Genomic DNA, 21,085 nt, shown 5'->3' on the forward strand with positions numbered 1-21,085 from the left:
GGTGGCGGAAGGCTTGGCCGCGATCACCGAAACCACGAGCACCGAACCATTGTCCGCCCGGGAGGCGCCCATGGGCGAGAGTGAGCGAGGGGGGCCGTACGCCGAGGGGCAAGCTGAGGCGCCGCGCGGTCCCGCGGTGACCATCGTCGCCGGCGTGCACGAGGGCTCGCTGACGCCCACCGAGGTCGTCGACGCGACCATCGAACTCATCGCCGCCGAGGACGGAACGACCAACGCGTTCAGCGTGGTGCGCGCCAAGCGCGCCGTCGCCGAGGCCATCGCGCTGGAACAGCGGGCGGATCTGGACGTGCTGCCGATGGCGGGCGTGCCGGTGGCCGTCAAACACAACATCCCGGTGACCGGCGAAACCGTGCTGTGCGGGTCGGCGGCGACCGACACCGGCCCGGCCACGGCCGACCACCCGGTGGTGCGCAGGCTGCGCGACGCGGGCGCGGTCGTCGTCGGGCTCACGACCGTGCCCGAGCTTGCCCTCTGGGCGATGACCGACGACCAGCACCGCGTCACAAGGAACCCGTGGAACGTCAAGCGCAGCGCGGGCGGCTCCTCCGGCGGCGCGGCCGCTGCCGTCGCGGCCGGGTTGGTTCCGGTGGCGCACGGCAACGACGGACTCGGCTCGATACGCATTCCGGCGGCCGCCTGCGGCGTCTACGGCATCAAACCGGGCAGGCATACCGTGCCGTCGGATGTCGGGGTGGACTCCTGGGGCGGCATGGTGGAGAACGGCGTGCTCGCGACGACCGTCGGTGACGCCGCGCTCGCGCTCTCGGTGATGGCCGCCCGTCCGGACCTAGCCGAGCTGGATCCACCGGGCCGACTACGCATCGCGCTGGTCGTCACCCCACCCTCCCGGTTCGCCCGCGTCGACCCGCATTGGGCCGCCGCAGCGCACAAGGCCGCGGCCGTCGCCGCCGCCGCGGGACACCAGGTGGAGACGACAGCGCTGCCGTACGGCAACGCCGTGCTCGCGTTGCTGCTCCGCTGGCTGACGGTGGCGTTGCCCGAAGCCGCCGCCCTCGCTCATCCCGAACGTTTGCAACCGCGCACCCGCCGTCACCTGGCGATCGGCCGCTTCGTCCAGCGGCTCGGACTGGTACGTGCCGCGCAGGTCGACCGGATCGAAGCCCGGTTGCTCGAATTCTTCGAAGACTACGACGTGGTGATCACTCCCACGTTGGCCACCGCGCCGCCGCGAGCGCGGGCCTGGCACCGCAAAGGCTGGCTCGCCAATGTGCTCACCGGCTTCCGCTTCTCGCCGTTCACGCCGATCTGGAATCTGGTCGGCTGGCCCGCCGCCTCCGTGCCGATGGGCACGCATCCCTACTCGGACACCCCCGTCGCCGCCCAGCTGGCCGGTCCGCCCGGCAGCGAAACCACCGTGCTCCGGCTTTCCGCGCAACTCGAACAGCTGCACCCCTGGCGGCGCACCGTGCGCTGACGGTGCGCCGGGAACCGCTCAGCTGGCCAGCGGCTGCTGGGTGGAGAAGCCACCCTCGACGGCGCGAGCCGCGAACTCCAGGATGGTCGGGCGGGTGTCGTCGGCCCGCCACGCGACGGCCAGCTCGCACGGCGCGAGTCCGGTCAGCGGCCGCGCGGTGAGACCCGGCCAGCGGTACATCGGCACGTTGTTCTCGGCGAGCAGGCAGACACCGAGGCCGAGGCTCACGGCCTCGAGCTTGTCCTCGGGCGTCGCCGCCTCCGCGCCGATCTTGGGCTGACGGCCGTTGCGCGCGTCGTTGCCGAGCCAGAAGTCGCGCACCGCGCCCGCTTCCGAGGGCAGCGCGATGAACGGCTCGTCGAGCAGGTCGGCGAAGTCGATGCTGTCCTGATCGGCGAGCGGGTGGTTCTCCGGAAGCAGCACCCAGCGCGGCTCGGTGCGCAGGACCTCCCAGCGGTACCGGTTCGGGTCGGGTAGCGGCAGCCAGACCAGGGCCAGATCGGCCTGCCTGCCCGCGAGACCACTGGACGGGTCGGTCCACGAAGCGGCGTGCAGGGCCAAGCGGTGGCCGCTCGCGCTCTCCAGATCGTTGAGCAGTCCGCGGCCGAGCGCGGACTGGATGCCGACGCGCAGCACCTCGCCCGCCTCCTGCAGGGAGACGTTGGTGACCTCCCAGAGCTCCAGGATCTTGCGGGCGCCTTCGAGCAGCTCCTTGCCCGCGACGGTCAGCGCGACGCTGCGCTGGTTGCGGTCGAACAGGACCACGTCGAGCTGGCGTTCCAGCTGACGGATCTGACGCGACAGGGTGGGTTGTGCGATGTGCAGCCGCTGAGCGGCGTTGGTGAAATGCAGTTCCTCAGCGACGGCGACGAAATACCGCAGGTCGCGCAAATGCGGGTCCATAGCCCCTTGCTATCAGAATCAGTCCTCAATTTCCAGCCTTATCAGGCCGAAAAGTTTGGATACGGGCACCGAAACAGTCGGCAGGTTTGTTAGGGACAGCATATTGCTTGGCATGGTCATCTGCATCATCGGCTCGGCGAATTTCCGGCACCCGCCGCGGCTTTGCCGCTGGCCGCATTCCTTGGTCGCTTGACCAGCGCTTATGTTACCTGCCCGTGATCTGCGATCGGGTTCGCCGGGGTGATGTGCAAACCCAGTGACCGAACAGAAACCCTTCGCTGAGCGGCGGGAGCTTGTTACGACGAAAAATAGTGATATTAGTCACAAATTGATTGGATAGCGGTACAGGCCGAGTGACGGCGACCGCCACCAGGCACCCGCCGGGATGCGACATCCGGCACATACGACGGAGGCGCTGTGATCGGCGGCAAAACCGCGATCACAGCGCCTCCTGACCCGCCCGGGGTACTCCTTACACGCTCCTGGCGCGCTCCTCGTAGGCCTTGCGCTTCTCCGCGTCGACGTCGTCGAGGAACGCGTGGCTCGCGCCGAGCGCCCGCGCGATGCCGTCGCCGACCGCCTGCGGAAGCAGGCCGACGACCTGGGAGACGATCCCGGCCACCGCGGTGACCCTGACCTTCGACCGCGGCGACTCGATCAGCCCGACGATCGCGTCGGCGATCTCCTCCGGCTCGGCGGGACGCAGCAGCTTCGGCGCGGTCACGCCGGAGCCGAGCTCGGTGTTGGTCAGCGTCGGCAGCACCGAGGAGAAGCGCACGCCGGACTCGCGGTACTCCTCGCGCAGCGTGTCGGTGAAGCCGAGGACCGCGTGCTTGCTCGCGTTGTAGGTGGCCAGGCCGGGGATGTGCGTCTCGCCGGCGAGCGAGGCGATGTTGATGACGTGCCCGCTGCGGCGCGGCAGCATCCTGGCCAGTGCCAGCTTGGAGCCGAGGATCACGCCGTAGACGTTGATGTCGAGAATTCGGCGGGTGATCTGGTCCGGCTCGTCGACCAGCCTGCCGGTCGGCATGATGCCGGCGTTGTTGATCAGCACGTCGATCGGACCGATGGTGCGCTCGACCTCGTCGAGGAAGGACTCGAACGAGGTCGCGTCGGTGACGTCGAGCTTGCCGTACAGCTCGAAGTCGCGCGCGGATCCGGACTCCTTGACGGTGGTCTCGTCGACGTCGCCGATCGCGATCTTGGCGCCGAGCGCATGCAACGCGGTGGCGGTGGCCAGGCCGATGCCGCGGGCGCCGCCGGTGATGACGACGACTTTGCCTCGGATCTTCGCCGGGTCGGTCACTTGTTGTCTCCCTTGAGTTTCAGCAGTGCGGGAATGTCGATGCGGCGCAGTCCGCGCGCGCCCGCGGCGCGCATGGCGCCGAGCGCGGTGAGCAGCTTGGGGACCTGGTACGGGTACCAGAACAGTTCCTTCTGCTGGGTCGGCAGGATCGGCTTGGTGATCGCCTGCTGGCGGCAGTACTTGCGCACGCCGTTGGCACCGCCCCAGCGAGCGCCGACGCCGGAGAGACCCCAGCCGCCCATCGGTAGCGCGTAGCTGAACAGGTTGGCGAAGACGTCGTTGATGTTGACCGCACCCGCGTTCAGCTGGCGGGCGATGCGCTCGCCGCGGTCCTTGTCGCCGGTCCACACCGAGGCCGACAGGCCGTAGACGGAGTCGTTGGCCAGCCGGATCGCCTCGGCCTCGTCGGCCACCTTCATCACCGGCAGCGTCGGTCCGAAGGTCTCCTCGGCCACGCACGACATGCTGTGGTCCACGTCGACGAGCACCGTCGGCTCGAAGAACGTGCCCTGGCCGGTGCGCTTGCCGCCGGTGAGCACCTTGGCGCCCGCCGCGACCGCCTCCTCGACGTGGCGCTGCACGATGTTCACCTGGTTCTCGTTGGCCAGCGCGCCCACGTCGTGCTTCAGCTCGCGACCGTCGATGCCCTGGCGCAGCGCCTTGACGTTGGCGGTGAGCTTGGCGACGAACTCGTCGTAGACCGGCGCCTCGACGTACACGCGCTCCACCGAGATGCAGACCTGGCCCGCGTTGAACATGCCGCCGAAGGCGATGCCGTGCGCCGCGCGATCGAGGTCGGCGTCGGCGAGCACGATGGCCGGATCCTTGCCGCCGAGCTCGAGGCTGTACGGAATCATCCGCTCCACGCAGGCCGCCGCGATCTTGCGGCCGGTGGCGGTCGACCCGGTGAACTGGAGGTAATCGACATTGCCGACCACCGCAGCGCCGGTCTCGCCAGCGCCGGTCACCACCTCGAACACCGGCGGCGCGCCGATTTCCCGCCAGCCCCTTGCCAATTCGAGCGCGGACAGCGGGGTCACCTCGGACGGCTTGAGCACCACCGCCGCGCCGGCGGCCAGCGCCGGGATCACGTCCATCACCGGCATGGCCAGCGGGAAGTTCCACGGGGTGATCACGCCGACCACCGGGTACGGGCGGTAGGCGGTGGTGAGCTTCTTGACCCTGGCCAGCGGGCTGTGCGGCGACGGGTGATCGTCGGCGAGGAACTTCGCGGCGCGGCGGGCGTAGTAGCCGATCAGGTCGGCGCCGAAGGCCGGGTCGATGAGGGCGTCGGCGCGCGGCTTCGAGGTCTCCGACTGGAGCACGTCGGCGAGGTGCTCGGTGTTGTCGATCAGCCAGTCCTGCAGCTTTAGCAGCCATTCCTTGCGGCCGTCGGGGCCGATGGCCTCCCACTCCGGCTGGTAGAGCCGCAGCTCGCGCACCGTGGCCGCGACCTCGTCGGCGCTCTGCGTCGGCACCGTGCCGACGATCTGGCCGGTGCCGGGATTGCGCACCTCGATGACGGCAGGCGCGTCCTTCTTGGCGGCCGGTTTGCGCGTGGACGCCTTCTTCGCCGCGCTCGGCGCGGACTCGGTGTTGGTCACTGCTGTTCTCCCACTGACGTTGTGCGCGCCGCGGTGCTCGATGCCGAGCCGCTCCGACGCTGTGAATCAGCTCACTGAACTATGATCGTGACACAATGACCTGGGAGTTTCTTGGCTCATTTTGTCAACCAGATCGGGCCTGATTGTGTCGAAAGTACAAAGCAGCGCGGGCGTGTCGGCGGGTCGCATCGGGCCGAACAGCGCGGTGGTGCGCGACTGGCTGGCCGACTACGTCTACGAGACGATGCGCACCGAGACGCTGGAGCAGGTCGTGGACCGCCTCGACAGCGCCATCGTCGCGCGCGTCCCCGAGTTGGCCGATCGCGACATGAGCCGCGATCTCGCCGCCAGCACCCGGGCCCACGCCAGGACCATGCTGAGCGGATTGACCAGCGACACCTTCGAATTGGCGATCCCCGAGGAGGCGCACGCCTTCGCGCGCACCATCGCGCGCCGCGGCTTCGACCTGCGCCTGCTGCTGCGCACCTATCACGTGGGCATGGAGGCGGTGCTCGACTACATGACCGACGCCGTCGAGCAGCGCGACGTGCCGCAGGAGATCGAGCGCGCTGTCATGCTCCGGCTCTTCGATCGGTCGACGAAATGGGTCAGCATGTCGGTGGAACTCCTCACCGAGACCTATATGGAGGAGCGCGAGCGGGTGCTGCGCGCGGCGTTGAACCGCCGCACCGAGACGGTGCACGCGCTGCTGTCCGGTGAGGAGATGGACGGCGACCAGGCCTCGATCCGGCTCGGCTACCGGCTCGCGCAGCAGCACCTCGCCTTCGTGCTGTGGACCGACGCGTCCGAACCCGGCGGCGACGGCGAGTCGACCGGACTGCTCGACCGCGCGGCCGCGCGGGTGGCAGGCGAACTCGGCAGCGCCAAGCTGCTCACCGTGCCGTCCGGAGCCAGCGGGATGTGGGCCTGGATCGGCCTCGAGGACGCGGCGCACGCCGCCGACCTCGCCGCGCCGGGCAGGCTCGCGCGACTGCTCGCCGGGCACGTCGACGCGCCGGTGCGGGTCGCTTTCGGGGTGCCAGCGGCGCGGGCGGGCGGCTTCCGCGCGAGCCACCGCGAGGCGGTCGCGGCCCGGCACGTAGCGGAGCTCGCACCCGGCGACGGTTCGCGCGTCACCGTCTATCGCGATGTCGAGATCGCCTATCTCGCCGGAACCGACGAGGCGGCCATGCGCGGCCTGATCCGCCGCGAACTGCGCGAGCTGGCAGGCTCCGACGCCAACGCCGTCCGATTACGCCGGACTCTGCACGCCTACCTGGCCAGTCACCGCAGCCCGGAGGCCACGGCGAAGCTGCTCGGCGTGCACAAGAACACCGTCCGCTACCGGATCCAGCGGATCGAGGAACTGCTCGGCCATCCGATCGAGCAGCGCAGTCTGCCGCTGGAGGTGGCGCTCGCCTGCGTCGACGCCTACGGGGTCTGAATCCGCTCAGTCCACCTCGGCCCGCCGCACCGGCGGTTCGGTGGACGGCGCGATCGTGGTGTCCGGCAGCTCGTCGAGCAGGGTTGTCGTCGCCGCCGCGATGGTCGCCACGGCCTTGTCGACGGCCGCTTTGGTCGTGCTGCTCAGGCCGGACACGCCACCGACCTTGCGCACGTACTGCAGTGCGGCAGCATAGATTTCCTGCTCGGTAGCGGCAGGCTCCAGGCCACGCAGGACGGTGATGCTCTTACACATGCGTGCACATTAGCTCTCCACCCGCCGATGCGGCAGGCCAAGAAACGAGGGATCTGAAAATCGCCCGTGAAGTCGTGGGCGCGTCGGCGATAAGCACGGCCGCGAGTCGCTCCATGGGGAACAATCGGAAACATGCCAGCCCGCGGTATACCAACGTTGACGACCTTCCCCTACGAAGAGCTCGACAAGCGGGAAGAGGACCACTGGTCAGGGGCCGCGATATCCGACGACGAGCTGCGCGCGCTCGCGCTCGGCGGCTTCTACTCGGCCCGCTGGGACGCTTTCCACGACGCCCTGCTGCTCGGACCAGAGCGGGAGCATCCGCTCGGCGACCGCAGGGAGCTGGCCATCGACACACTGACCGGCGCGTGGGGCATCACCGACGGCACCGAGGCGCAGGCCTCGATGGAGCAGTTGCTGGACGGCATGCACGCCCCCCTTTACGCGATGGTGCATCCGCTCGTGATGGCCTCGATCAACGCCAGCGAGCGCGACCGCTTCGGCGAGCGCGCCGACCGGCACCGCGCGTTCCTGCGCCAGGTCGGCGCGTTCCGCGGCATGGACAACCCGGAGGCGCTCGTCCGCGACTACGACATCTGGTCGCAGGCCATCAAGATCGGCTTCACCGACCATCTGGCTCGCCCGCTGCCGAGCGACATCCACGCCTGGGACCTGGCCCGCGTCGTCGCGGTCGCCAGGATGGCGTTCACGGCCGGTTACCTGGAAGCCGACGTGGCCTGGGGTTATCTGATGCGGGCGCTGCCACTGGCCCAGCGCAAGTACCGCAACTGGCGCCAGTTCGGCGACGCCTACCTCACCGGCTGGACCTACTGGCAGGCCTGCGAAGACCTCGCCGAACTCAAGAACGGCGGCGTCGACCGTCGCATGGAACTGCTCCGCCTGTGGACCCGCCCCACCAGCCCGTGGCGCCGCATCGCGCTGAACGACAAGAGCCCGGACCAGAGCTGACGCCTCTATTCGCGCGCGGCAGCACGGAGCCGTTATGCGCGGCGCGGCGTATTTCGCCGCCCACGAGCATCCGAGCCGCCGCGCGAAACTGCCGGATCGAAGCGCGAGACTTCCCTCGAGGCTGCTGCTTCTGCGCGAGGCTAAGGGGTCGCGACGGAATCCGGCAGCGAGCGCAGGATCCCGCGTCCGTACCGCTGGAACTGGCCGTCGTCGACCATGCCCAGCGAATGCCGCTCGACGAGCAGCTCCCATTCCGAATACAGCTGCGCCACACCGGGATCCGCGGGTCCGGCGGCGCCGTCCGCGGAGTCGCGGCGGACCGCGAAGTTCACCGCGCAGGCGACCCGCTCGATGTCGGCGCGGTCGGTGCCGGTGAAACGCAGGGTGATGTTGCCGTCGTGCACCTCCACGCCGGTCTCGCCGCGCGCGCCGATCTCGCCGGGCGCGGCCGGCGCGCCCTCGGTGGACCTGGCCCACAGCACCGCGGGGATCGGCAGCTCGTGCGCGTACCGCTCACCGGGACCGATCGAGATGAACAGCAGCCGCCCGGTGGTCACGGCGAGCAGGCCGGGCCCGGTGCCCGCGGGCGGGTGCGCCACGGCGACCGCGGTCTCCAGGACGTACTCGTCGGCCGTCACGTAACGATGCAGGGCGGCTATCGCGGGCCTGGCCTCGCGGCGCGGCGCCATCCTGCGCACCGCGCGATCCACGTCCGCGCGCGTCGGGCCGGTTTTCGTCCAGGTCGGCGCGGGTGGGGTCAGATCGGGCGCCGCGACATCGATGCGCTGGGCCGCCATGATCTGGTCGTTGATCCGCTCCACGATCTCGCTCGCCGCGGGCACGTCGTGCTCGGCGATCAGCACCGGAAGCGGGGTGCGGTCGGCGGGCACGCCGGTGAGCACCGGGGTGGGGTAGCGCAGGTAGATCTCGATGACGACGGCGTCGTCCGCGCGCCTGCTCAGCCGGACTTTGAGCAGATCGGTGACCGGCACGTCGAGGACGCGCTCGCCCTCGCTGCCCGGCCGCAGGACGATCAACCGTCCGCGACCGTGGCGCACAATCGCTGTGGGTGTCCGTAGCTCGACTATGTCCATACCCCCTGCGCTCTGTTCCGATGTGCGGCTGTCCCGGGGTCTTTCTTGGTTCCGCGAGCCGTCACCTCCGTGCCGTGAGCTCGCGCGCCGCTTTCGTCTCGTGGTGACGCGAGCCACTGCCTCGTTGCCTGTCGGCTCGCGTTGTCTTGTTCAGTTGTCCAGTGCTCCCGAGGGCTCGCCTCCGCGGCCGCTCGCTCACGCCGGATGTTGTGTCGTCGCTCACGATAGGCCGAACATGCCATGATTGTGACCACTCGAGGTAAACCGGAGCGAGGAATCGGGAACCACCGTCGTCCTCCGACCGTTTACTTGTCGAACTGCACCAACTGCCGAACTGCGCGATGTATCGAGTAGACCGTACGCGGTAACGTGGCTTGTCCGCATCCGAACCCTCCCGGAATCGGGTAGGACCGGGCGGAATGCATCACGACGCGCCCGACGTTTCGCTAGGCAGAACCGGAGACACCGGAAAGGACTGGCCGCCCGGCCTACGCTCTATGAACCGCAAGACAGTGTTCCGCACCCTGGCCATAGTCTCGGGCATCCTGCTCGTGATCTATGCGTTCAGCTATTTCGGCAATGACACGCGCGGCTGGAAGAGCGTCGACACCTCGGTGGCGTTGAGCCAGCTGAACGACAAGGGCAACGTCAAGAACGTCCAGATCGACGACCGCGAGCAGCAGCTGCGGATCGAGCTGAACAACGGTAACGACGCGACCGACGGCCAGAACAAGATCATCGCCAAGTTCCCGGGCGGCAGCGAGACCTCGGCGCAGATCTTCGACGCCGTGCAGAAGTCGGGCGCTCCGTACAACACCGTGGTCAAGCAGGAGAGCTGGTTCACCCAGATCCTGCTGTTCGTGCTGCCGATGGTGATCCTCCTCGGCCTGTTCATCTTCGTGATGGCCCGGATGCAGGGCGGTGGCCGCGGCGGCATGATGGGCTTCGGTAAATCGAAGGCCAAGCAGCTGTCCAAGGACATGCCCAAGACCACGTTCGCGGACGTCGCGGGCGCCGACGAGGCCGTCGAAGAGCTCTACGAGATCAAGGACTTCCTGCAGAACCCGGTGCGGTACCAGACGCTGGGCGCGAAGATCCCCAAGGGCGTTCTGCTCTACGGTCCGCCCGGCACCGGTAAGACGCTGCTCGCGCGTGCCGTCGCGGGTGAGGCGGGCGTGCCCTTCTTCACCATTTCCGGCTCGGACTTCGTCGAGATGTTCGTCGGCGTCGGCGCCTCCCGCGTGCGCGACCTGTTCGAGCAGGCCAAGCAGAACAGCCCGTGCATCATCTTCGTCGACGAGATCGACGCGGTCGGCCGCCAGCGCGGCGCGGGCCTCGGCGGCGGTCACGACGAGCGCGAGCAGACGCTGAACCAGCTGCTCGTCGAGATGGACGGCTTCGGCGACCGCACCGGCATCATCCTGATCGCCGCGACCAACCGCCCCGACATCCTCGATCCCGCGCTGCTGCGCCCCGGTCGCTTCGACCGGCAGATCCCGGTCGGCAACCCCGACCTGGCCGGCCGTCGCGCGATCCTGCGGGTGCACTCGCAGGGCAAGCCGATCTCCTCCGAGGCCGACCTGGACGGTCTCGCCAAGCGAACCGTCGGCATGTCCGGCGCGGATCTGGCGAACGTCATCAACGAGGCCGCGCTGCTCACCGCGCGGGAGAACGGCGCGGTCATCACCGGCGAGGCGCTGGAGGAGTCGGTCGATCGCGTGATCGGCGGCCCGCGCCGCAAGAGCCGCATCATCAGCGAGCACGAGAAGAAGATCACCGCCTACCACGAGGGCGGCCACACCCTCGCGGCATGGGCGATGCCCGACATCGAGCCGGTCTACAAGGTCACCATCCTGGCCCGCGGTCGCACCGGCGGCCACGCCATGACGGTGCCCGAGGACGACAAGGGCCTGATGACCCGCTCGGAGATGATCGCCCGCCTCGTCATGGCGATGGGTGGTCGCGCGGCCGAGGAGCTGGTGTTCCACGAGCCGACCACCGGCGCGTCCTCCGATATCGACCAGGCCACCAAGATCGCTCGCGCGATGGTCACCGAGTACGGCATGAGCGCGCGCCTCGGCGCGGTCCGCTACGGCCAGGAGCAGGGCGACCCGTTCCTCGGCCGGTCCATGGGCATGGGCTCGGACTATTCGCACGAGGTCGCCCGTGAGATCGACGAGGAGGTGCGCAACCTCATCGAGGCCGCGCACACCGAGGCGTGGGCGATTCTGAACGAGTACCGCGACGTGCTCGACGTACTGGCCACCGCGCTGCTGGAGCGCGAGACCCTGCACCGCAAGGATCTCGAGGAACTGCTTGCCGCGGTGGAGAAGCGCCCGAGGATCACCGCGTTCAACGACTTCGGCGAGCGCGTCCCGTCGGACAAGCCGCCGGTGAAGACGCCGGGTGAGCTGGCCGCCGAGCGCGGCGAGTCCTGGCCGCCGGAGCCGGTGCAGCCCTCGCTGGCCGCCGCCAAGCGAGAGGCCGTGCCCGCCAACGGTTATCCGCAGCAGGGTGACCGTCAGCCGGAGCCGCAGTACGGCTACCCGAGCCAGCCCGCGGCCGGTGGCTACCCGAGTCCGCACGCGCCGACCCAGGCGTACCCGCGTCAGGGCGGCACGCACGGCTCCCGTCCGGACTACGGCGCTCCGGCCGGTTGGTCGGCGCCGGGCTGGCCGCCGAGGGAGGAACCGCAGCAGCCGGTCGGGCAGCCGGGTTACGGCGGCGGCTGGGGCGGCCAAGGCGAGGCCAGGCATGGCTACCAGCCGTGGAGCAATCCGCAGCAGGGTGGTTCCGGCCAGGAGCACGGCGGCTACGACAACGACGGCTACGAGGAGCCGGGTCGTCCGAGCCAGCGCGCCGAGGGCGAGAACCACGAGTGGGATGGACCGAACGGACGGCGCTGAGCGGGCGCCGATTACGCTCGACCATCGGGGTGCCGAGTGATTGCCGGCGCCTGAGATTTTGGAGGTGTCCTCGATTGTCGGCCAATCATCATGCCGTCGGCTCGGCGCTCAACGGTCGCGACGAGGTCGAGCGCAACGGCGCCATGCCCGCGTCGACCCTGCCTGAACTGGTCGCACTCGAGACCGGGCGGCCGTTCGACCAGGACCGGGCCGAAGCCGCGGTTCGGGAGTTGCTGATCGCGATCGGCGAGGACCCGGACCGCCCCGGCCTGATCGAGACGCCCGCCCGGGTGGCCCGCGCCTACCGGGAAACCTTCGCCGGGCTCTATCAGGAGCCGGACGCGGTGCTGAACACCACGTTCGACGAAGGCCACCAGGAACTCGTGCTGGTGCGCGACATCCCGATGTACTCCACCTGCGAACACCATCTGGTGTCCTTCCACGGCGTCGCCCACGTCGGGTACATCCCCGGCGAGCACGGCCGGGTCACCGGGTTGTCCAAGCTCGCAAGGCTGGTCGACCTCTACGCCAAGCGCCCGCAGGTGCAGGAGCGACTGACCAGCCAGATCGTCGACGCCATCATGCGCAAGCTGGAGCCGCGCGGCGCGATCGTCGTGGTGGAGGCCGAGCACCTGTGCATGGCGATGCGCGGCATCCGCAAGCCGGGCGCGAGCACCACCACCTCGGCCGTGCGCGGCCTGTTGCAGACCAACGCCGCCTCGCGCGCCGAGGCACTCGAACTGATCCTGCGCCGGTGAGGGAGGACACGGTGCCCGGTCGCACGAACGTCGTCGCGCGCGGCGGCCGCCGCTGCGTGGTGATGGGCGTCGTGAACGTCACCAGCGATTCGTTCTCCGACGGCGGCCGCTACCTCGATCCCGAACTCGCCATCGCGCACGGCGTCGAGCTGTACCGGGCAGGCGCCGACATCATCGACGTCGGCGGCGAATCGACCAGGCCCGGCGCGGACCGCGTCGATCCGGAGACCGAGGCGGCCAGGGTCGCGCCGGTCATCCGCGGGCTGGTCGCGGCGGGCGTGCCGACCAGCGTGGACACCATGCGGGCGAGCGTCGCCGAGGCCGCGCTCGGCGCCGGTGTCTCGGTGATCAACGACGTCTCCGGCGGGCGCGCCGATCCCGATATGGTGAAAGTCGTTGCCGCTGCGGAAGTTCCGTGGATTCTCATGCACTGGCGGGCGGGCGCCGACTACCGGCACACCGGCCCGGCCGATCACTACGACAATGTCGTCGCCGAGGTGCGCGCCGAGTTGAACGCGCAGGTCGAGCTAGCCGTTGCCGCGGGCGTCGACCTGTCCCGGCTGATCCTGGATCCCGGCCTCGGCTTCGCCAAGAACGCCGACCACAACTGGGCACTGCTCGGCGCGCTGCCCGACTTCGTCGCCGACGGCCTTCCGGTGCTGATCGGCGCCTCGCGCAAACGCTTCCTCGGCGCCCTGCTCGCCGACGCCGACGGTCCGCGGCCGCCGGACGGCAGGGAGGTCGCCACCGCGACGGTCTCCGCGCTGGCCGCCATGCACGGCGCCTGGGGAGTCCGCGTGCACGACGTGCGCGCCTCCCTGGACGCGATCGCCGTCACCGACGCCTGGCAGCGCGCCGCCCGGCCGATTCCGCGAGGAGCGCAGGAATGAACTCGTCCACGGCACCGGTGACCCACGAGGGCCGACCGTGGGAGCGCGGCGGCCTGCCGTCCGGACCCGACCGGATCGAGCTGCGCGGCCTGCGCGCCTTCGGTAACCACGGGGTCTTCGAGCACGAGCGCCGCGACGGACAGGAGTTCGTCGTCGACCTGACCGTGTGGGTGGATTTCGCGGCGGCCGCCGCCTCCGACGACTTGGCCGCCACGGTGGACTACGGCGCGCTGGCCGAACGCGCGGTGCGGATCGTGCAAGGCCCGCCGCGCAATCTGATCGAGACGGTGGTCTCCGAGATCGCCGACGACGTGATGACCGACCCGCGTATTCGCGCCGTGGAAGTAGTGGTGCACAAGCCGTCCGCCCCGATTCCGCACACTTTCGCCGATGTCCGCGTGGTGACCTCCCGCGTGCGCGAGGGTGCCGAATGAGTCGCGCCGTCCTGTCGATCGGCTCGAACATGGGGGACCGCTTAGCGCACCTGCGCAGCGTTGTGGATGGGCTCGCGCAGCGGGTCGTCGCGGTGTCGGCGGTGTACTCGACCGCGCCGTGGGGCGGTGTCGATCAGGACGATTTCCTCAATGCCGTTGTGCTGGTCGATGATCCGGAGCTGGATTGTCTCGGCTGGTTGCGCAGGGGCCAGGAATTCGAGCGGGCCGCGCACCGGGTCCGCGAAGTGCGCTGGGGCGCGCGAACTCTCGATGTGGACGTGGTGTGGTGCGCCGAATCCGGTCCGTCGGGGCCGGTGCCGTGCGTCAGCGCCGATCCGGAGCTGACCCTGCCGCACCCGCAGGCGCACAACCGGGCCTTCGTGCTGATCCCGTGGCTGGACGTGGAACCCGAGGCGCGGCTGTCCGTCGCTGGGGTCGACCGGCCGGTCCGGGAATGGCTCGCCGCGCTCGACGCCGACGAGCGGGCCGGTGTGCACCGGACCGAGTTGTCGCTGCACCGGACCGCTGGGGGAGCCGCATCGTGAAGCTCAAACCGACCCGGGTGCTCGACCTCGGGGCCAACGTGCTGATCGCGGCGGTCGTCGCGTGGATCGCCACCAGGGTCGCCTACGCGAATTTCCCGCCGATCTCGATCTACGCGGGCGCCTCGCTGTATCCGGTGGCCGCCATCGAGGTGGTGCTCGCCTTCGTCATCCGCGCCAGGGTCAGCGACCACCAGATCGGGGACGGCAGGGACCAGCTGCATCCGATCACCGCCGCGCGCGCCGTCGCGTTGGCGAAGGCTTCGCTGCAAGTCGGTTCGATCGCCGCCGGTGTCTGGCTCGGCTTCCTGTGCTGGGTCTTTCCGCAGCGCGGCACCCTCCGGGCGGCTGCCGCCGATTCGCCGGGCGCGGTGGTCGGTATGTTCGCGGGAGTGGCGCTGGTCGCCGCCGCGCTGTGGCTCGAGTATTGCTGCCGGGCTCCTGACGAGCCGCCGGACGAATCAGCAACTACGTAGCAATTCTTCTGATCGGAAGCGAAAGACCAGTTTCTGGGCGTGCCGCGCCAACCCCGCTACCCTGGCGTGCATGGTTTCACCCTCCCGTAGCAGCACTTCCCGTCCACAGCGGGATCAGGCGGGAAAATTGTTCGTCGGCGCTTTGATTCTGCTCGGTCTGATTGCCAGTGTTTTCCTGGTCTTCAGCAACAGCCTGCAGTTCATCAGGATCGGTCTGATCGCCGCACTGTGGGCCGCCGCGATCGGCGCGCTCGCCGCGACCAAGTACCGCAAAGACGCCGATGTGGACAAGGCGAAGGTGCGTGACCTGCAGACGGTCTACGAACTTCAGCTCGAGCGGGAGATCACCGCGCGCCGCGAATACGAGCTCGGCGTCGAGGCGAGGGTGCGCGAGGAGGTCGGCGCGGACGCCGCGGAGCTGGCCGCGCTGCGCGCCGAGCTGACGGTGTTGCGGCAGAGTCTGCAACGACTCTTCGACGGCGATCTGCCGATGGATCGGCCCGCGCTGCGCGCCGACGCCACCCGAATCCAGGAGTTGCCGAGCGCGTACGGCGATCCGGCGAACGATAGCTCCGCGAATGCCGACGGGTGGGTCGGTCCGCTGGGGCAGCAACCGCGCAGCGCGGTCACGCCGGTCTTCGTTCCGGATCATCCGGAGCCGCCGGTCTTCGCGAGCCCGTTCGACGAGCCGGTTACCGCGGAGACCGCGGTCGTCTCGCCCGACGACTACCCGGACGAGGACTACGACGACTACGCCGCCGGGTACTCGGACGACGCGGTCGACCCCGTCCACACCACCGGACCGCTCGGCAGACCCACGGCCTGGTCCGACGCCTTCACCCCGGTCGAGCGGGAAGAAGCGCAGGCCGAACGCGAGGAACCGCAAGCCGAGCCGTCCGCCCCGCTTCGCCGTCCACCGCTGGAGGAGGACGCCGCCCCGCACCCGACCATCCCGCCCCTGGCAACCCCGCACCCCACCCCGACGGTCGGCACCGCCAGCTCCCGCCGACGCCGCCGCGTCGACCCGGACTCCGACTCGGGCAACGCCTCCCGCCGCCTCTCGGTCGCGGAAATCATGGCCAACCTCCAGTCGGAACAAAACGGTCACGGCTGACCCAGCTCGAAAGCACGCTCCAGGCACGACTCCCGCGTCCAGAATGGTCGGCCCGGTAACCGACCGAAGGTCACCTCCATCCCGCCAGACCGACTGGAGGCGACCTTCGTTCACCCGACCTGTCTGCCCGGTGAACCGACCGAGGGTGACCTTCACGTCGGTGGGGCGACTGATGGTGACCTTTGGTCGGATTGGGGGTGCTGCGGACACGCGCGCGCCAGCGCGCCAACAAGCACTGTTCGTTAAATCACGTCCGGGGGCCATGGCATCGGCAAACTTCGGGCCGATATCCTCGACCTCGTAACGTCTGGTACCCGCGGTGCGGGACTGGAACGACATCGAGAGGACAGTGTTGACCTCGAGAAGCGTGACTTCTGACAACGCGGCTTCGGGCTTCGACCCTGCGCCCGCACGCCTGACGGTGGGAATCGTCTCGGCGGGACGCGTGGGTTCCGCGCTCGGCGCAGCGCTCGAGCGAGCCGGGCACGTGGTGTTCGGCGTCTCCGCCATTTCCGACGCCTCCAAGCACCGGGCTCGGCTGCGGCTGCCCGAATCCGAGATCCTGCCGATCGAAGAGGTGGCGGCGCGCAGCGAATTGTTGCTGCTCGCGGTGCCCGATACCGAGCTGCCCGGGCTGGTGCGCGGTTTGGCGAGCTCGGGCGTGGTCCGGCCGGGCACCATCGTGGCGCACACGTCGGGCGCCAACGGCGTCGGCGTGCTCGCGCCGCTGGCCGAGATCGGCGCGCTGCCGCTTGCCATCCACCCCGCGATGACCTTCACCGGCCACGACGAGGACGTCACCAGGTTGGGCAACGCCTGCTTCGGCATCACCGCCGCCGACGACATCGGCTACGCGATCGCGCAGTCGCTTGTCATCGAGATGGGCGGCGAGCCGGTGCGGGTCTCCGAGGAGAACCGCGCGCTGTACCACGCGGCGCTCGCGCACGGGAGCAACCATCTGGTAACCGTGGTGCTGGACGCGGTGGAAGCGTTGCGCGAGGCGCTGGCCGGTCCAGGTCTGCTCGGTCAGCAGATCGTGGACGACCAGCCCAACGGACTCGCCGAGCGCCTGCTCGCCCCGCTCGCGTCGGCCGCGCTGGACAACGCGCTGCGCCGCGGTCAGTCCGCGCTGACCGGCCCCGTCGCCCGCGGCGACGCGGACGCCGTCGCGACGCATCTCGCGGCGCTCGAGGCCACCGACGAGCGGCTCGCCGCAGGCTACCGCGCCATGTCGCTGCGCACCGCCGAGCGCGCCAAGACCAACCCCGCCCTGATCGAGCTCCTGGAAGGACGCCGTTGATGGATCCGAAATTGCGCGGCGCCTACAAGCCGGGCGAACTTACCGTGCACCACGACCCGGCCATGGTCGCCGCGGTGGCGAAGGCGCTGCGGGGTGTCGGCCGCAGCATCGGCCTGGTGCCGACCATGGGCGCGCTGCACGAGGGGCACTTGGAAATCGTGCGCCGCGCGAAGCGGACCAATCAGGTGGTGATCGTCTCGATCTTCGTCAACCCGCTGCAATTCGGCGCGAACGAGGATCTGGACAAGTACCCGCGCACCCTGGACGCCGACGTCGAACTGCTGCGCGCCGAGGGCGTCGACCTGGTGTTCGCCCCGAGCGTGTCCGATATGTACCCCGACGGCCCGCGCACCACGGTGCATCCCGGCCCGATCGGCGCGGAGCTGGAGGGCGCGAGCCGTCCGACGCATTTCGCGGGCATGCTCACGGTGGTGGCCAAGCTGCTCCAGATCGCCCGTCCCAGCGAGGCGTTCTTCGGCGAGAAGGACTACCAGCAGCTCACGCTGATCCGGCAGATGGTGCGCGACCTGAACTTCGACGTGAAGATCGTCGCGGTCCCGACCGTGCGCGAGCAGGACGGCCTCGCGCTCTCCTCGCGCAACCGCTACCTCGATCCCGCCCAGCGCGAAGCCGCGCTGGCCCTTTCCGCGGCCCTGTCGGCGGGCAGGCACGCGGGCGGCCTCGGCGCCGACGGCGTGCTCGCCGCCGCCCGCGCCGTTCTCGATGCCGCGACCGGCGTCGACGTCGACTACCTCGAACTGCGCTCCTCGACCCTCGGCCCGGCCCCGGCCTCCGGCAACGCCCGGTTGCTGGTAGCCGCGAAGGTCGGCGCCACCCGGCTCATCGACAACATCGCCGTCACCCTCGGCGCCCCGATCGACGGCCACCCGAACCTCGAATCCCAGCCGGCACCGGCAGCTTTCTAGAAAGGCGACGACGAAGATGTTGCGCACCATGATGAAGTCCAAGATCCACCGCGCCACCGTGACCCACGCCGACCTGCACTACGTCGGGTCGGTGACGGTGGACCAGGATCTGCTGGACGCGGCCGATCTGCTCGAGGGCGAGCAGGTCTGCATCGTCGACATCGACAACGGCGCCCGCCTGGAGACCTACGTGATCGCGGGTGAGCGCGGTTCCGGCGTCATCGGTATCAACGGCGCCGCCGCGCACCTGGTGCATCCCGGCGACCTGGTCATCCTGATCGCCTACGGGATGATGAACGAGCAGGAGATCGCCGAGTACGACCCGAAGGTCGTCTTCGTCGACGAGCGCAACCGCCCCGTCGAGCTCGGCTCCGATCCGGCGCACGCCCCCGAGGGCTCCGGCCTCACCTCCCCGCGCACGCTGCGTTCACCCACCCCGCCGGCTCCGCCGGCTGCCGTCCCCGTTGTCTTCGCCTGACGGCCAGAACTTCGAAAGTCGGGTGAGCAATGCTGCTGACCATCGACGTCCGCAACACCAGCATCGAGCTCGGCCTGTTCTCCGGCAGCGGCTCGCACGCAAAGCTGGTGCGGCACTGGCGGATGCACACCAATCCGCTGCTGACCGCCGACGAGTTCGCGATGCAGGTGCGCGGGCTGGTCGGGGCACAGCTGGACGAGGTGATGGGCGTCGCGGCCCTTTCCACGGTGCCGCCGGTGCTGCACGAGCTGCGCGCCATGCTGGAGCGGTACTGGTCGCACGTGCCACACGTGGTGGTGGAACCCGGTGTGCGGACCGGCATTCCGTTGCTGGTCGACAATCCGAAGGAGATCGGCGCCGACCGGATCGTGAACGCGCTCGCCGCCCAGCAGCGCTTCGGCTCGGCCGCGATCGTCGTCGATTTCGGCACGGCGACCACCGTGGACCTCGTCTCGTCCAAGGGCGAGTTCCTCGGCGGCGTCATCGCGCCCGGCGTCGCCATCTCCAGTGAGGCGCTCATCGAGCGAGCGGCGCTGCGCCGCGTCGAGTTGGCGCGCCCGCGTTCGGTGGTCGGCAAGAACACCGTCGAGGCGATCCAGTCCGGCGCGGTGTTCGGTTTCGCCGGGCTGGTCGACGGTCTGATCGACCGCATCCGCGACGAGTTCGACGCGTTCGCGGGCGACGACGTCGCGGTGGTCGCCACCGGCATCAGCGCGCCGCTGATCGTGCCGGAGTCGGAGACCATCGACCATCACGAGCCGCACCTGACCCTGACCGGCCTGCGCCTGGTCTACGAACGCAACCAGCAGCGGCGCAAATCCTGACCGCGCGCCCGGGGTGGGGCGTGTATCACCCCGGGTGGGTCTGTTGCTCCCGCGAAGAGCGCTGCTAGACTCGCCGACGTGTCTTTCCGCGTGAGCACCCAGGAGTGTTGTCGAGGCTGATTCCGGCCTCGACCGATCGAGGCCGACCACGAGTCCCTCGACCGATCCCCACCTCCTGGAGTTTCGCTCATGCGTTCCTCTGTTCTTTCCCTTTCGTCCGCACGTGACGGCCTGTCGGCCCGTCCGCCGGTCGACCGTGCCGTCGCCCCAGCGCTCCCGACCCGGCTGCGTCCCGCCGATCTGCTGCGGCTGACCGACGAGGGCGCCGAGGACGTGCTCGCGGGCCGCTACGACCACCTGCTTCCCGCGGGCGGCGTCTGGCCCGTCGAAGAACGCTGGGCGGCCCGGTTGCTCTCCGACGACGAGGTCGACGTCTGGCTGATCAGCTGGACGCCGGGCAAGTCCACCGAGCTGCACGACCACGCCGGATCGCTCGGCGCGCTCACCGTGCTCAGCGGCGCGCTCTCGGAATTCCGTTGGAACGGCACGGAATTGCGCAGGCGCACGCTGACCGCGGGCGATCAGGCTTCCTTTCCCATCGGCTGGGTGCACGACGTGATGCGCGCACCGGCCGCCGCCGAATCCGCGGGCCCGCTCGATCCGACGTTGAGCGTGCACGCCTATTCCCCGCCGCTGACCGCGATGTCCTACTACGAGGTGACCGGCCACGGCACCCTGCGGCGTACCCGAACCGTTCTCACCGACCAGCCCGAAGGTGATATGTGATGGCCCCCTTGACCATCGATCAGATGCTCGACAACGCGCGCGAGCAGATCGACCGGATCTACGCGTTCGAATTGCCCGCCGCGCTCGCCAGGGGCGCCATTCTGGTGGACATCCGTCCGCAGGCGCAGCGCGAGCGGGAGGGCACGCTGCCCGGCGCCCTGGTGATCGAGCGGAATGTGCTCGAATGGCGGCTCGACCCGACCAGTTCGGCGCGTTTGGCGCTGGCCGCCGATCACGACGTGGAATGGATCGTCGTCTGCTCCGAGGGCTACACCTCCAGCCTGGCCGCCGCCTCGCTGCAACAACTCGGGCTGCACCGGGCCACCGATCTGATCGGCGGCTACCAGGCGCTCAAGGCGGCGGGCCTGCTCACCATCGCGAGCCGGGCGCCGCACTTCGCCCGCGAGGTCACCGCGCTCGCCTCGCTGTAATTCGGCGCGAGTTGCTTCTATCTCGAAATAGTAGGTAGCGCAATCGGTTTCGGTATTCCTGCGGCTTTCGTCCGCACCGGAAACCGATGCCGATTCGTTACTATCGGGCGGAGCCCGGGCGGCCCGCAAAAGGATTTCCGGTGCACGCTAGGGTTGTCCGATGTGAGCACCCCGAACACGCCCTCGTCC

Annotated in this window: 21 protein-coding genes; 16 read left to right on the forward strand and 5 right to left on the reverse strand. The window is 69.5% G+C overall.

Going from position 1 to position 21,085, the window contains the following annotated elements; translation table 11 throughout:
* Positions 1-70 precede the first annotated feature (70 nt).
* Entirely contained in the window at positions 71-1,456 is a 1,386-nt protein-coding gene (locus tag CRP45_RS28070; RefSeq protein ID WP_253789757.1) for an amidase, read from the forward strand.
* Positions 1,457-1,474: 18 nt separating this feature from the next.
* Here the strand turns inward: CRP45_RS28070 and CRP45_RS28075 are convergent, their stop codons facing one another.
* From CRP45_RS28075 to CRP45_RS28085, 3 genes are all read right to left on the reverse strand, one after another.
* Positions 1,475-2,359 (reverse strand): LysR family transcriptional regulator, encoded by an 885-nt coding sequence (locus CRP45_RS28075; RefSeq protein ID WP_067789962.1) that lies wholly within the window; start codon positions 2,357-2,359, stop codon positions 1,475-1,477.
* 472 nt (positions 2,360-2,831) lie between these two features.
* Positions 2,832-3,665, reverse strand: coding sequence for an SDR family oxidoreductase (locus CRP45_RS28080; RefSeq protein WP_097247738.1), 834 nt, complete (start codon positions 3,663-3,665; stop codon positions 2,832-2,834).
* Positions 3,662-5,269, reverse strand: coding sequence for an aldehyde dehydrogenase family protein (locus tag CRP45_RS28085; RefSeq protein WP_067789968.1), 1,608 nt, complete (start codon positions 5,267-5,269; stop codon positions 3,662-3,664). Before CRP45_RS28085 ends, CRP45_RS28080 begins: the two co-directional genes overlap by 4 nt.
* A 172-nt stretch (positions 5,270-5,441) precedes the next feature.
* On the opposite strand from CRP45_RS28085, the gene CRP45_RS28090 reads away from it, so the two are divergent.
* Positions 5,442-6,713 carry a PucR family transcriptional regulator gene (locus CRP45_RS28090; RefSeq protein WP_245910514.1) on the forward strand — a complete coding sequence of 424 codons (1,272 nt, stop codon included), beginning with the start codon at positions 5,442-5,444 and terminating at the stop codon, positions 6,711-6,713.
* 6 nt (positions 6,714-6,719) lie between these two features.
* Here CRP45_RS28090 and CRP45_RS28095 read toward each other — a convergent pair whose 3' ends face one another.
* Positions 6,720-6,968, reverse strand: a complete 249-nt coding sequence (locus CRP45_RS28095; RefSeq protein ID WP_067789971.1) for a DUF2277 domain-containing protein — start codon at positions 6,966-6,968, stop codon at positions 6,720-6,722.
* Between the two features lie 132 nt (positions 6,969-7,100).
* Between CRP45_RS28095 and CRP45_RS28100 the strand changes: the two genes are divergently transcribed.
* Positions 7,101-7,937: a DUF1266 domain-containing protein gene (locus CRP45_RS28100; protein ID WP_097247739.1), complete on the forward strand. Its 837-nt coding sequence runs from the start codon at positions 7,101-7,103 to the stop codon at positions 7,935-7,937.
* Between the two features lie 140 nt (positions 7,938-8,077).
* On the opposite strand, the gene CRP45_RS28105 is transcribed toward CRP45_RS28100, so the two are convergent.
* Positions 8,078-8,974 carry a hypothetical protein gene (locus tag CRP45_RS28105; RefSeq protein ID WP_245910517.1) on the reverse strand — a complete coding sequence of 299 codons (897 nt, stop codon included), beginning with the start codon at positions 8,972-8,974 and terminating at the stop codon, positions 8,078-8,080.
* Positions 8,975-9,528: 554 nt separating this feature from the next.
* On the opposite strand from CRP45_RS28105, the gene ftsH reads away from it, so the two are divergent.
* From ftsH to CRP45_RS28170, 13 genes are all read left to right on the forward strand, one after another.
* A complete protein-coding gene (ftsH, locus tag CRP45_RS28110) occupies positions 9,529-11,937 on the forward strand; it encodes an ATP-dependent zinc metalloprotease FtsH (RefSeq protein WP_097247741.1) in 2,409 nt (802 codons plus the stop codon).
* 143 nt (positions 11,938-12,080) lie between these two features.
* Positions 12,081-12,695, forward strand: a complete 615-nt coding sequence (folE, locus tag CRP45_RS28115; RefSeq protein WP_097247890.1) for a GTP cyclohydrolase I FolE — start codon at positions 12,081-12,083, stop codon at positions 12,693-12,695.
* Positions 12,696-12,757: 62 nt separating this feature from the next.
* Positions 12,758-13,585 (forward strand): dihydropteroate synthase, encoded by an 828-nt coding sequence (folP, locus tag CRP45_RS28120; RefSeq protein WP_097247891.1) that lies wholly within the window; start codon positions 12,758-12,760, stop codon positions 13,583-13,585.
* Positions 13,582-14,019 carry a dihydroneopterin aldolase gene (gene folB, locus CRP45_RS28125; protein WP_097247742.1) on the forward strand — a complete coding sequence of 146 codons (438 nt, stop codon included), beginning with the start codon at positions 13,582-13,584 and terminating at the stop codon, positions 14,017-14,019. The genes folP and folB overlap by 4 nt, the downstream gene beginning before the upstream one ends.
* On the forward strand, positions 14,016-14,564 hold the full coding sequence (gene folK / locus CRP45_RS28130; protein WP_067789988.1) for a 2-amino-4-hydroxy-6-hydroxymethyldihydropteridine diphosphokinase: 549 nt from the start codon (positions 14,016-14,018) through the stop codon (positions 14,562-14,564). Before folB ends, folK begins: the two co-directional genes overlap by 4 nt.
* Positions 14,561-15,037: a DUF3180 domain-containing protein gene (locus CRP45_RS28135; protein ID WP_245910518.1), complete on the forward strand. Its 477-nt coding sequence runs from the start codon at positions 14,561-14,563 to the stop codon at positions 15,035-15,037. Before folK ends, CRP45_RS28135 begins: the two co-directional genes overlap by 4 nt.
* A 70-nt stretch (positions 15,038-15,107) precedes the next feature.
* Positions 15,108-16,151: a DUF6779 domain-containing protein gene (locus tag CRP45_RS28140; protein ID WP_101750207.1), complete on the forward strand. Its 1,044-nt coding sequence runs from the start codon at positions 15,108-15,110 to the stop codon at positions 16,149-16,151.
* A 367-nt stretch (positions 16,152-16,518) separates the two neighbouring features.
* The gene (locus tag CRP45_RS28145) at positions 16,519-17,451 is read left to right on the forward strand and encodes a Rossmann-like and DUF2520 domain-containing protein (RefSeq protein WP_097247744.1); all 933 of its coding nucleotides are present in this window, start codon (positions 16,519-16,521) and stop codon (positions 17,449-17,451) included.
* On the forward strand, positions 17,451-18,377 hold the full coding sequence (panC, locus tag CRP45_RS28150; RefSeq protein WP_097247745.1) for a pantoate--beta-alanine ligase: 927 nt from the start codon (positions 17,451-17,453) through the stop codon (positions 18,375-18,377). Before CRP45_RS28145 ends, panC begins: the two co-directional genes overlap by 1 nt.
* 16 nt (positions 18,378-18,393) lie before the next feature.
* Complete coding sequence (gene panD / locus CRP45_RS28155; RefSeq protein WP_097247746.1) at positions 18,394-18,855, forward strand: aspartate 1-decarboxylase; 462 nt, start codon at positions 18,394-18,396, stop codon at positions 18,853-18,855.
* Between the two features lie 29 nt (positions 18,856-18,884).
* Positions 18,885-19,679 carry a type III pantothenate kinase gene (locus CRP45_RS28160; RefSeq protein ID WP_067790002.1) on the forward strand — a complete coding sequence of 265 codons (795 nt, stop codon included), beginning with the start codon at positions 18,885-18,887 and terminating at the stop codon, positions 19,677-19,679.
* Positions 19,680-19,868: 189 nt separating this feature from the next.
* Entirely contained in the window at positions 19,869-20,465 is a 597-nt protein-coding gene (locus CRP45_RS28165) for a cysteine dioxygenase (protein WP_097247747.1), read from the forward strand.
* 8 nt (positions 20,466-20,473) lie between these two features.
* A complete protein-coding gene (locus tag CRP45_RS28170) occupies positions 20,474-20,896 on the forward strand; it encodes a rhodanese-like domain-containing protein (protein ID WP_067790101.1) in 423 nt (140 codons plus the stop codon).
* The last annotated feature ends 189 nt before the right edge of the window (positions 20,897-21,085 follow it).

This window comes from Nocardia amikacinitolerans (assembly GCF_900215415.1).
In the GTDB taxonomy this organism is placed as follows: Bacteria; Actinomycetota; Actinomycetes; order Mycobacteriales; family Mycobacteriaceae; genus Nocardia; species Nocardia amikacinitolerans.